Annotated in this window: 10 protein-coding genes; 3 read left to right on the forward strand and 7 right to left on the reverse strand. The window is 59.6% G+C overall.

Annotated features, from left to right (window positions below; translation table 11 throughout):
* The first annotated feature begins 97 nt into the window (after positions 1-97).
* Positions 98-1,297 (forward strand): S-methyl-5-thioribose kinase, encoded by a 1,200-nt coding sequence (gene mtnK / locus AFK62_RS14395; RefSeq protein WP_007672138.1) that lies wholly within the window; start codon positions 98-100, stop codon positions 1,295-1,297.
* Between the two features lie 188 nt (positions 1,298-1,485).
* Here mtnK and AFK62_RS14400 read toward each other — a convergent pair whose 3' ends face one another.
* From AFK62_RS14400 to AFK62_RS14415, 4 genes are all read right to left on the reverse strand, one after another.
* Positions 1,486-2,727, reverse strand: a complete 1,242-nt coding sequence (locus AFK62_RS14400) for an LVIVD repeat-containing protein (RefSeq protein WP_193352475.1) — start codon at positions 2,725-2,727, stop codon at positions 1,486-1,488.
* 73 nt (positions 2,728-2,800) lie between these two features.
* Positions 2,801-3,865: a sugar ABC transporter substrate-binding protein gene (locus tag AFK62_RS14405; protein WP_007672147.1), complete on the reverse strand. Its 1,065-nt coding sequence runs from the start codon at positions 3,863-3,865 to the stop codon at positions 2,801-2,803.
* A 23-nt stretch (positions 3,866-3,888) separates the two neighbouring features.
* The gene (locus AFK62_RS14410; protein ID WP_007672151.1) at positions 3,889-4,884 is read right to left on the reverse strand and encodes an ABC transporter permease; all 996 of its coding nucleotides are present in this window, start codon (positions 4,882-4,884) and stop codon (positions 3,889-3,891) included.
* A complete protein-coding gene (locus tag AFK62_RS14415) occupies positions 4,881-6,386 on the reverse strand; it encodes a sugar ABC transporter ATP-binding protein (RefSeq protein WP_007672161.1) in 1,506 nt (501 codons plus the stop codon). The genes AFK62_RS14410 and AFK62_RS14415 overlap by 4 nt, the downstream gene beginning before the upstream one ends.
* Before the next feature lie 262 nt (positions 6,387-6,648).
* Between AFK62_RS14415 and AFK62_RS14420 the strand changes: the two genes are divergently transcribed.
* Together AFK62_RS14420 and AFK62_RS14425 are read left to right on the forward strand one after the other, a co-directional pair.
* On the forward strand, positions 6,649-7,737 hold the full coding sequence (locus AFK62_RS14420) for an oxidoreductase (protein WP_007672163.1): 1,089 nt from the start codon (positions 6,649-6,651) through the stop codon (positions 7,735-7,737).
* 111 nt (positions 7,738-7,848) lie between these two features.
* Positions 7,849-9,093, forward strand: coding sequence for an MFS transporter (locus AFK62_RS14425; RefSeq protein ID WP_053531979.1), 1,245 nt, complete (start codon positions 7,849-7,851; stop codon positions 9,091-9,093).
* Between the two features lie 28 nt (positions 9,094-9,121).
* On the opposite strand, the gene AFK62_RS14430 is transcribed toward AFK62_RS14425, so the two are convergent.
* The 3 genes from AFK62_RS14430 to entH all read right to left on the reverse strand — a co-directional run bounded on the left by AFK62_RS14430 (position 9,122) and on the right by entH (position 12,395).
* Positions 9,122-9,319 (reverse strand): YbdD/YjiX family protein, encoded by a 198-nt coding sequence (locus AFK62_RS14430; protein ID WP_007672170.1) that lies wholly within the window; start codon positions 9,317-9,319, stop codon positions 9,122-9,124.
* A 119-nt stretch (positions 9,320-9,438) separates the two neighbouring features.
* A complete protein-coding gene (gene cstA / locus AFK62_RS14435) occupies positions 9,439-11,544 on the reverse strand; it encodes a pyruvate/proton symporter CstA (protein WP_053531980.1) in 2,106 nt (701 codons plus the stop codon).
* Positions 11,545-11,981: 437 nt separating this feature from the next.
* Positions 11,982-12,395: a proofreading thioesterase EntH gene (gene entH, locus AFK62_RS14440; RefSeq protein ID WP_007672174.1), complete on the reverse strand. Its 414-nt coding sequence runs from the start codon at positions 12,393-12,395 to the stop codon at positions 11,982-11,984.

The raw sequence follows: 12,395 nt of genomic DNA on the forward strand, positions 1-12,395 counted from the left end.
TCCCTGTTGCGTTATTGTGTTCTATTGTGTCAGGATGAAATCCAGATGTATAGACGTCTGAACGGCTCAATAACCAGATTGAATGAGGATCTCAGCAATGTCGCAATACCGAACCTTTACGGCCAGCGATGCGGTGGCTTATGCGCAACACTATGGCGGACTCAGCGTGCCTGATGAACTGGTAAGCGCACAGGAGGTCGGCGACGGCAATCTCAATCTGGTCTTTAAAATCTTTGATAATCAGGGCGTGAGCCGCGTTATCGTCAAACAGGCGCTGCCCTATGTGCGCTGCGTAGGCGAATCCTGGCCGCTGACGCTTGACCGCGCGCGCCTTGAGGCCCAGACGCTGGTGGAACACTATCAGCACTGCCCGGCGCACACCGTCAAAATTCACCATTACGACCCGGAACTGGCAGTCATGGTGATGGAAGATCTGTCCGACCACCGCATCTGGCGCGGCGAGCTGATTAACGGCGTGCATTATCCGCAGGCCGCGCAGCAATTGGGTGAATACCTGGCGCAGACGCTGTTTCACACCAGCGATTTCTTTCTGCACCCGCATGAAAAAAAGGCGCAGGTGGCGCGCTTTATTAACCCTGAAATGTGCGAAATCACCGAAGATCTGTTTTTCAATGACCCCTATCAGATCCACGAGCGTAATCACTATCCGGCAGCCATTGAGCCTGAGGTCGCCGCGCTGCGCGATGACGCGCCGTTAAAAGCTGCCGTGGCGGCGCTCAAACACCGCTTTCTCTCCCATGCCGAAGCGCTGCTGCACGGCGATATTCACAGCGGCTCGATTTTTGTCGCCGACGGCAGCCTGAAGGCTATCGACGCGGAGTTTGGTTATTTCGGCCCGATCGGCTTTGATGTCGGCACGGCCATCGGCAATCTGTTGCTGAACTACTGCGGCGCGCCAGGCCAGCTTGGCATCCGTGAAGCCGCCGACGCGCGCGAGCAGCGCCTGATCGATATCGCCACCTTGTGGCATACCTTCGCCGAGCGGTTCCAGACCCTGGCGCGTGAGAAAACCCGCGACGTGGCGCTTGCACAGCCAGGTTACGCCAGCGCGTTTTTACAAAAAGTCTGGGCAGACGCAATTGGTTTTGCAGGCACTGAGTTGATTCGCCGCAGCGTAGGGTTGTCCCATGTGGCGGATATCGACACCATCCGCGATGAAGAGATGAAGCATTCGTGTCTGCGTCACGCGATTGGGCTTGGCAAGGCGTTAATCCTGCTCGCCCCACGTATCGACAGCGCTGAAGAGCTGGTCGCCCGCGTGCGCCAGTACGGTTAAGCGCAACCCTTCACCCCGGCCCTCTTCCCACAGGGGAGAGGGCGAAAATCCCCTGCATTCCGAATTAACCTTTCATTATGCCTGAGGGCGGCTAAGCAAAGCGTTACTCGCTCCCCATTCCCCTTTCATGCCAGCGGGTTCCCTCCCCCTTTTTGAGAGAGTCAGGGTGAGCGTCACAGCATCAACCGCTACCCCAGATACTCAATTACCGACAACCCGCCGTTATAATCGGTGCTGTAAATGATCCCCTGTGCATCCACAAACACGTCGCACGACTGGATCACCTGCGGGCGTCCGGGCCGCGTGTCCATCATCTTCGCAGGCGCAGCAGGCACCAGCGCGCCGGTTTCCACCGGGCGGTAAGGGTCAGAAATGTCATAGGCGCGAACACCCGCGTTCTGGTATGTCGCAAAAATCAGCGTCGAACTCACGAAACTGCCGGGGCGGTTCTCATGCAAATTATGCGGGCCGAAATGCGCCCCTTTCGCCACGTAATCCGCGTCATCCGGCGACGGAAATGTTGAAATGCTCACCGGATTCGACGGCTCGCGAATGTCGAACAGCCAGATAAACTTCTCGCCATCTTCCTGCTTATCGAGCACCGCTTCATCCAGCACCACCAGCAGGTCGCGGTCCGGCAGCGGCAGCGCCGTGTGCGTACCGCCGCCAAACGGCGGGCTCCAGTTGCGGTGTGCGATAAGTGCAGGCCGACTGCGGTCTTTCACATCGAGAATGGTCAGCCCGCCGTCACGCCAGCTGCCGTACGCTGTATCGCCTGCGATAATCGCGTGATGCAGCGCGTAGCGTTTGCCCTCAGGCCAGTGAGCTTCTTCACCCGCGGCCTGGTGCATTCCCGGCAGCCACCAGCGCCCCGCCACTTCGGGCTTTCGCGGATCAGCCATATCGATGGTGAGAAAGATATAGTCGCTAAAGCCGTCAATCAGCGCCGACACATACGCCCAGCGCCCGCCCACGTACCAGATCCGGTGAATACCGATACCGCTTAGCGACAAAAAGCCAATTTCGCGCGGCTGGTCAGGTGTGGAGATATCAAACACCCGAAGGCCGGCGCTCCAGCCTTTCTCCGCCACGTCGCGCACGGTGTCGCCGACCGGGCGGGTGTAATAGACCTTTTCATCAGCAAAGCGCGCATCGGCAAAGAGATCGCGGGCATTAATCACCAGCAATAAGTCATCGTGCGCCTGCAGGTGCACGTTCCAGGTGCCGGGCGGTGCAGGCACGTAGCCTGCCGCTTTCGGGCGCGTCGGGTCGCGAACGTCCACAATCGAAAACCCTTGCGACACCATATGGCCGATATACGCGAAACCGCGATGCACCATCAGTTGTACGCCGTCCGGGCGACCGCCCTGGTCGCTGTGGCCAATCAGCCGCATATTGCGGCTGTAATCGGGCTGAGGTAATGCCATCACCTTAAGCTCCTTTCGCAGATGGCGGCTGCGCCTTATCCGGCCTGCAACACCGTAAACGCAGCGCCACCGGGCATTATTTTGATCTGGCTTCGAGCGTCGCAAACCACGGCGCGACGAAATCCTCGGTCTGGCCCCAGCCGGGGATGATTTTCCCAAGCGTAGCCACATTCACCGCCCCCGGTTGCGCCGCCAGCACGGCCTGCGGGATTGCCGCGGCTTTAAAGTCATACGTCGCAGGCGTCGGCTCACCCGCGATTTTATTGGCGATAAGCCGCACGTTGGTCGCGCCAATCAGTTTCGGGTCAACCGCCACGCTCACTTTCCACGGGCTGCCCGCCTCGCGCATCAGCTGTAAATCCTGGTTGGAGATATCGATGCTGTAGAGTTTGATCTCGGTGCGTCCGTTCTCTTTCAGCGCCTTGTAAGCGCCCTGGCTGAAGGCATCCCAGGTGCCCCAGATGGCGTCAATCTTGCCTTTCGGGTATTTCGCCAGCACCGCGCCCACTTTGTTGGCAGTATCGCCCTGCACGTCTGATGACACCGCGCCAATAGACTCCAGTTCCTTAATGCCCGGGTTCTGCTTAAGGATCTCCTGGAATGCCGCCTGACGGCGCTCCATCGGCGGGAAGCCTGCCACCCACAGCTTGATGATGTTCGCCTTGCCGTTGAAATCCTTCACCAGTTGGCCTGCAGAGAGCGCAGTCAGTGAGGCGTCATCCTGCTGCGTCACCGTCACGCCCGGAATGTCGCCTTTCACGGCCGTATCGAATACCGAGACTTTGATCCCCGCATCGACAATGCGTTTTACCAGCTCGGTGGAATACGGGTCGCGGCCCTGCGAGAGAATGATCCCGTCATATTTCTGGCTAATGGCCTGGTTGACGAAATCCTGGAATTTCGCGTCATCGCCATTGCTCAAAAAGGTGCTGACCTTAAAGCCCAGCTTTTTGCCTTCCTGAATCGCACCCGCCACGAACTGCGTCGTGTTGTCATCCGACCCCAGATTGCGGATAACCGCGATGCGCACCGGCCCGTTATGGCTGGCGATGGCGTCCGGCACCGGGGCAGGCGTCGCCGCCTTGCCCGGCAGCGCGGAAAGTAAGCCCAGCGCCAGTAAAGAGAGCGTCAGTTTTTTCATTCTGTTTATTTCCCTGTCTGTGATTAACGTCGCTGGATGTAAGTGATGGCAAGCGCCCCAGCGAGCACCAGCCCTTTGATAATGTCCATCGCGTAATACGGCACTGAAAGCATCACCAGCCCGTTGGAGAGCACGCCGAGAATGACGGCGCCCACCAGCGTGCCAAGCGCGTTTGGCTTGCCGGAGCCTGCAAGCGAGAAGCCTATCCATGCTGCCGCGACGGCGTCCATCAGATAGCCGCTGCCCGCATTGACCTGCGACGAGCCGATGCGCGAAGCGAGCAGGATGCCGCCAAGGCCCGCTAACAGTGAGGCAATCACATACGCGGCCACTTTATAACGCGTAATACGAATGCCAGAAAGGCGCGCCGCTTCAGCATTGCCGCCAATGGCGTACATGCGCCGTCCGTGCGTGGTGAGCGACAACCCAATCTGCGCCACCACCGTCACGACCAGCATCACAATCACGATAACCGGCACCTGGCCCAGCAGGCTGAAAGCCTCAGGGATCGCGCCTTCCGCCATCTCGCCGCTCGGCATCACCATGTTTTGCGTAATCGAACCGCCATAGCTCCAGGTCATCGCCACGCCCTGAATCACAAACAGGCTGGCGAGCGTGGCGAGCATGTCCGGGATTTTCAGCACCACGATAAGAAACGCGTTAAACAGCCCGACCAGCGTGCAGAGCAGCAGCGTGACGATAATCGCCTCCGTGGTGCCAAAGCCGTGCCAGACAAACAACGAGATAACCAGCGCGTTAGCAAGCGATGCGGTCGACCCTACCGAGAGATCGAACCCGCCGATGGTCAGCGACACCGACACGCCAATGGCAATCACCGTGACGATAGCGATGGAGCGCAGAATGTTGATGATGTTAAACGGATCGAGAAAGTTATCCGACGCCACGCCGAACAGCGCGACCAGCGCCACGACGGTGAGCAACATGCCCCACTTATAGAAAAACTCAAACAGCTGGTGACGCGCCGATGACGCGGGCTTCAGGGTTGCGGCCTTGCTCACGCGGGGGTTCCTCCGGTGGAATAGAGTAGTAAGGTTTCTTCGCTGGCCTCACGGCCATCCAGTTCCGCCACGATGCGCCCGTCCCACAATACGCAGATGCGATCGCACAGGCCCACCAGCTCGGCAAATTCGCCGGAGGCGTAAATAATGCCTTTGCCCTCGCGGGCGAGGCCGTCAATCAGGTTAAACAGGTCAGTTTTCGCTTTGACATCGACCCCTTTGGTCGGCTCGTCGAAAATCAGCACGTCGTTATCGCCGCGCAGCCATTTGCCGATAGCCACTTTCTGCTGGTTGCCGCCGGACAGCCGGCGAAGCTGTTGTCCCGGCCCGCTGGCGCGAATGCCAAGACGTTCAATGACGTCCTGCGCCCAGCGCCACGCGTCGCGACGCCCGAATACGCCCCAGCGAGTGAAACTGCCATCGGCGCTGGCGGCGAGGTTCATGGCGACAGACTCGTCAATGAATATCCCCTCTTTGCGCCGCTCTTCAGGCACCAGCGCCAGCCCGCGCGCGACGGAATCGGCAGGGCTTGCAGGCCGCCACGGACGACCTGCCAGTTCCCCCTGGCGCAGCGTGCTTTTACTCGCGCCGAACAACGCTTTGCAAAGCTCGGTTTTCCCGGCGCCCGCCAGCCCGGCGATGCCGAGGATCTCGCCTTTGCGCAGGCGCAGTGAAATATCCTCAAGCAATGTGTCGTCATGCAGGCCATCTACCGCCAGCAGCACGTCATCGCTCAGTGGCGGACGGCGCGGCGGATAGAGCGTCTCCAGCGCGTGGCCCAGCATCTTTTCAATGATGGCGGGGCCAGAGAGCGCCGACATCGGCCCGCTCTCAATCAACCGGCCATCGCGCAGCACCGTCAGGGTGTCGCAGATGGCTTTCAGTTCATGGATGCGATGCGAGATAAACACCACGCCCATTCCCTGCGCCTGCAGGCGTCTTACCACCGCGAACAGGCGGTCGCTCTCGTGTTGATCAAGCGGCGCAGTGGGTTCATCAAGGATCAAATAGCGGCAGTGATGCGAGAGCGCCCGCGCCAGTAGCACGTGCTGTTTTTCGGCAAGGGAACAGCTCTCGATGCGACGGTTAACGTCCATGTCGACATCCAGCTGCGCCAGCGCCGCACGGGCGCGGCGGCGCGTTTCGCCCCAGCGGTAACGCAATCCGCCTTCACGCAGCCGGTCAAGCATGATGTTTTCCGCAATACTCAGCCCAGGCACCAGGGCGGCGTCCACCTCCTGCTGCACCAGGTGAATGCCGAGCGCTTTGGCATCGCGCGGCGAGCGAATACTGACAGGTTCGCCATCCAGTAAAATCTGGCCCTGGTAGTGATCCCAGGCGCCTGAGAGCACCGCCATGAGCGTTGATTTCCCCGCGCCGTTTGCGCCGGTGAGCGCATGCACAGAGCCTGCGCGCAGGGTGAAATCCACCTGCGTGAGCGCGGGGAAGCCGCTAAAGGCCAGGGATATCGCGCGCATCTCAATGCGCTGGTTCAGGGACATAGCGGACCGTCTCCACAGGAATGATTAATCAGTTAAGGCAATCATTCACGCGGATATATTCGCTGGCAATGAATGAATAGGCATAAGATAAAGCAAAAAATTATTAGCCGTCCAGATGTCCGGACGTAACATTAGAATTTTTCAGGTTGCCGCTGCGTTTATGGCCAACGTGAAAATATTGCATGTGCGCAGACCGTAATAATTAGCCGTCTGGATGGCCTTTTATGGCAGGATGTGACGATACACAACAAGGACAACACTCATGAGCGATACGCCAATCCGCGTAGTTCCCGGCCCGGCCAACTACTACTCACATCAGGGCGCGCTGGCGCGCCTGACTGATTTCTATACACCAGCGCAGCTCTCCCGCGCCGTCTGGGTATATGGCGAGCGTGCCATTGAGGCCGCGCGCCCATTTCTCCCCGACGCGTTTGATGCGCCAGGCGCGATGCACATTCTGTTTCGCGGTCATTGCAGTGAGCGCGACGTCAATGCGCTCGCGGAACAAGCGGGTGACGATCGCGCCGTGGTGATTGGCGTGGGCGGCGGCGCGTTGCTTGATACCGCGAAAGCGCTGGCGCGTCGCCTCGGGCTACCGGTGGTCGCTATTCCCACCATTGCCGCGACCTGCGCGGCATGGACACCGCTTTCCGTCTGGTACAACGACGCCGGTCAGGCGCTGCACTTTGAGGTTTTCGACGACGCGAACCATCTGGTGCTGGTCGAACCGGAGATAATCCTGCGCGCGCCGGCGGCATATCTGCTCGCGGGCATCGGCGATACGCTCGCCAAATGGTATGAGGCGGTGGTGCTGGCGCCTGAGCCTGCCAGGCTGCCGCTGACGGTGCGTCTTGGCATCAATGCCGCGCTCACCCTTCGCGATGTACTGCTGGCCCAAAGCGAGGCAGCGCTTGCCGATCAACAGCGTGGCGCACTGACCCAGGATTTTCGCGACGTGATCGATGCCATTATTGCGGGCGGCGGGATGGTCGGCGGGCTTGGCGAGCGCTTTACCCGCGTAGCGGCGGCGCATGCGGTGCACAACGGCCTGACGGTGCTGCCACAGACGGAAAAATATCTGCACGGCACCAAAGTGGCCTACGGCATCCTGGTGCAAAGCGCACTGCTCGGTCAGGAGGCGGTGCTGGCGCAGCTTATTACGGCATATCAGCGGTTTAATCTGCCCACAACGCTTGCTGAACTGGATGTCGATATCCACAACGACGCCGAGCTTGAGCGCATCATTGCCCATACGTTGCGCCCGGTTGAATCCATTCACGCGTTACCCGTCGACCTTTCGCCTGCGGCCCTGCGTACAGCATTTGCAAAAGTGGAAAGCTTCGCCCGCTAAGCAAATCGCACAGGCTGCGATGCCACTTTTTGCGATTTGCCTGTAGGCTTAACGCTCCTCAACGCGGCGATAATTCCTTTCACGCCGCGTTTTTCTTGTCCGGGATGGGTTATGGCTTCTGTACACCGTGGAGGCGAGGCGTCGCTGCTGGCGCATCGCTCGTTCGTCGCATTCTGGCTGGCGCGCACCTGCTCCGGCTTTGGTTTTCAGATGTTGTCTATCGTGGTGGGCTGGCAGATTTACGCCCTCACCCACAGCGCGTTTTACTTAGGCCTTATCGGGCTGGTGCAGTTTTTGCCGTCCGTCACGCTGGCGCTCTGGGCCGGACACATTGCCGATCAGCGCGATCGCCGCCGGGTGGTGCTGATTGGCCAGTTAGTCGAGTGGCTCGCCATTGGCACGCTGGCCGCCGCCACCGTGATGCACCTCGCCGATGTAAAAATTATCCTGAGCCTGATTTTCATTATTTCGGTCGCCAAAGTGATGGAGGCACCGTCGCTGCAATCAATGCTGCCAGCCCTGGTGCCGCCTGCCCTGCTGGCGCGCGCCACGGCGGCAAGCGCGGTCTCAAGCCAGGCGGCGATGATCATGGGCCCGGCGCTGGGTGGCCTGCTGTATGTGTTCGGCGCGCAGGTGGTCTATGCGCTGACCGCCGTGTTGTACCTGATATCCGTCGCGATGGTAAGCCGCCTGCGCTATGAACAGGCGCCACCCGCGCGCCAGCCAGCGAGCCTCGCCACGCTGTTTGCAGGCGTGAAGTTCATTCGCGAGCGCCCCGATGTGCTGGGTGTAATTTCACTCGATCTCTTTGCCGTACTGTTGGGCGGTGCCACTGCGCTGCTGCCCATCTATGCGCACGATATCCTGCATACCGGGCCGTGGGGGTTGGGACTGCTGCGCGCCGCGCCGGCCGTGGGCGCGCTGCTGGTGGGCTTCTGGTTAAGCCGTCGTTCGCTTGAGAAGCATGTCGGGATGATTATGTTCTTATCTGTGGCGGGCTTTGGCGTGGCGACGCTGGTGTTTGCGCTTTCCAGTAATCTGTGGCTGTCGCTTATCGCGCTCTTCGCCACGGGCGGGTTTGACATGGTGAGTATGGTCATCCGCGGCGCGCTGGTGCAGCTCGACACGCCGAACGAGATGCTGGGCCGCGTTAACGCCGTTAACTCGATTTTTATCAATACCTCAAACCAGCTTGGCGAATTTGAATCCGGGATGCTTGCCGCGCTGCTTGGCACCGTGCCCGCCGCCGCAATCGGCGGTATCGGTACGCTGGTGGTCGTCGGACTCTGGATGCGCCTCTTCCCGTCGCTGCGTAAACGTCAGCGGCTGGAAGAGACAACGCTACAATCCGTGTGAATACATCACACCTGCCGCCAGGCGGCGCTTAACAGCACTTCGGCCCTCCTTTCGCGCCGTAGCGGGCATCCTGGCGTTCGCGAAAAAACGCTTCATACGTCATTGGCGTCTGATCCGGATGGTTGAGCCGCATGTGTTCGACGTAGTTGTCGTAATCAGGTACGCCTATCATCATTTTCGCGGCCTGGCCGAGGTATTTACCGGCTTTGGCAAGGGTATCGAACATTTTTTATCCTCGACGGTTGTCACGGCGGGTGGCGCTTTGCTGACCCGCCCTGCATCACCAGTGACAGAGAAAAGTCAGGTGGATAAACGCAAGCTTATCCACCATAACCTCCTTCTCGCTTAATGCGCGCTTTTCACCTGCGCGACGCTCTGCTCAGCGTTAGCGGGCATCGGCTCGTACGGCGTTTCATTAACCGTCGGTTTGTCCTGCTTAAGCGCTGCCAGTGCCGTTTTCACTGAAAAGAGCGCCAGAACCACAACCACCACCATGAAGAAGATGGTCAGACCCGCGTCGAGACGATTGTTAAACACGAGCTGGCTCAGTTGCGCCTCGGTGTAGTGCGCCGGGATCGTGCCGCTATCCAGGATCGCCTGGAATTTGTTGGCGATAGCCAGGAAACCCACTTTGTTATCCGGGCTGAATGCCTTCTGCCAGCCAGCGGTCAGCGTACACACCAGCAGCCATGCTGTCGGTACCAGCGCGACCCACGCGTAACGCTGGCGCTTCATCTTGAACAGCACTACCGCGCAAAGCATCAGCGCCATGCCCGCCAGCATCTGGTTGGCAATGCCAAACAGCGGCCAGAGCGTGTTGATCCCACCAAGCGGATCCACAACCCCCTGATGCAGGAAGTACCCCCACGCCAGCACGCACAGCGCCGTCGCAAGCAGGTTTGCAGGCAACGAATCGGTACGCTTAAGGCCCGGCGAGATAACCCCCAACAAATCCTGGAGCATGAAGCGCGCGGCGCGCGTGCCCGCATCTACAGCCGTCAGGATAAACAGCGCCTCAAACAGAATGGCGAAGTGATACCAGAATGACACATCCATCAGGCCGCCCAGCGCGCCGTGCAGGATGTAAGCCATCCCCACCGCCAGCGTCGGCGCGCCGCCTGCGCGTGAGATTATCGTCTGTTCGCCGACGTCAGTGGCTATCTGATTAAGCGTGTCGGGAGTTATCTGGAAGCCCCAGCCGCTTACCACCTGCGCCGCCGAAGCAACCACATCCACGGTGCCCGCAGGCGCGAGCACCGCCATCGGGCTGTTCATCGCAAAATAGACGCCCGGATCTATCACGCAGGCCGATACCAGCGCCATAATCGCCACAAACGATTCCATCAGCATCCCGCCATAGCCGATAAAGCAGGCCTGGTTTTCATTGGCGAGCATTTTCGGCGTGGTGCCGGAGGCGATAAGCGCATGAAAGCCCGAGACCGCCCCGCACGCGATAGTGATAAACAGGAACGGGAACAGATTGCCGGTCCATACCGGGCCAGTACCGTCGATAAATTTCGTCATGGCGGGCATGGTGAGCGTCGGTCGCATAATGAGAATACCGATGGCGAGCCCGACGATCGTGCCGATTTTCAGGAAAGTGGAGAGATAATCACGCGGGGCCAGCAGCAGCCACACCGGCAGCACTGCCGCCACAAAGCCGTAGCCGACCAGCATCCAGGTCAACTGCACACCGGTGAAATCAAACCACGGCGCCCAGGTTTCGCTTTCGGCCACCCAGCCGCCGGAGATGATCGCAAACACCAGCATCACCAGACCTATCACCGACACTTCGCCGATGCGCCCGGGCCGCAGGTAGCGAATATAAATCCCCATAAAAAGCGCAAGCGGGATGGTAAAGGCGACGGTATAAGTTCCCCACGGGCTGTGGGTCAGCGCTTTCACCACGATCATCGCCAGCACCGCCAGGATGATAATCATGATCATAAAGCAGGCCACAAGCGCGATAACCCCCGCAGTGTTGCCCATCTCCTCTTTTACCAGCTCGCCGAGCGAGCGCCCGTCGCGGCGGGTGGAGACAAACAGCACCATGAAATCCTGTACGGCACCGGCGAGCACCACGCCCGCGAGTATCCAGATCATGCCAGGCAGATAGCCCATCTGTGCCGCGAGCACCGGCCCCACCAGCGGGCCCGCGCCAGCAATTGCCGCAAAATGGTGACCGAACAGCACTTTTTTATCGGTGGGCACGTAATCGAGCCCGTCGTTGTGGCGCACCGCGGGCGTCATGCGCGTCGGGTCGACGGCCAGCACCTTTTTAGCGATGTACAGCCCGTAAAAACGGTACGCGATGAGATAAACACAGACGGCGGCCACCACGATCCATAGTGCGTTGATTTGCTCGCCGCGATTAAGGGCGATATAGCCCAGCGCGAAGGCGCCCACCACAGATAGCACTGCCCAGATAAGGTATTTCCCTGAGTTCGTCATAATAGTTATCCATTCAGTGAAACGATGAGTGAAACAGAGGTGTTACATTTTGTTTCTATATCACTCATAAGAATTTAACAATGTAAGGCACAGAGAAACGTGTTTTCGCGGCAGGGATTTACGCCAGTCTGTTAGCGAGATCACGCGAGGCAGGAAGCCGTGAATAAGGGAGACAGGGTGAGCAAAGGGAAAAGTAAGTAGGGTAGCGCTTCGCTTACCCCACCTACCAACGGCCTGCGGGGTGAGGGGCGAACAGGCAGAGAGGGTTTTCCCCTCTCCGCTGGAGCGCGCACGAATGAGGGGCAAATATGCTGAGCGGGGAGAAGGCTGGAGTGAGGGGGCAACAGACACGCACGGTGAACGGTTCCGTTCGCCGCTACGCATCTTACTCTATCGCCTTCCCTCACATAACGCGGTGAAAGGCGCTCGCGCGGGCTTTACCCCAGCAGCGCGGTGCTTAACCGGCTCGTGCAGCAGCGCCGCCCCTGCTCATCAAATATCACGATTTCCCAGCACTGGCTCTGGCGGCCCATATGCAGCGGCTGGCAGACCCCGCGCACAACGCCCTGCGACACCGCGCGATGGTGCGATGCGCTAATCTCGGTGCCGACCACGCACTGCCCGTCGCGGGTGGTTAAATACCCGGCCATAGAGCCGAGCGTTTCAGCGAGAGCGGCGGAAGCGCCGCCGTGCAGCAGGCCGAACGGCTGATGGGTGCGGTTATCCACCGGCATCGTTGCCTCAAGCCAGTCGTCGCCAAGGCGGGTATATACAATCCCGAGATGCTCCACCATCGTGCCGATGCTGGTGGCGTTCAGCTCATCAAGCGTCAAATGACGTTTCCAGATCAT

It is taken from the genome of Cronobacter condimenti 1330, assembly GCF_001277255.1.
GTDB lineage: Bacteria > Pseudomonadota > Gammaproteobacteria > Enterobacterales > Enterobacteriaceae > Cronobacter > Cronobacter condimenti.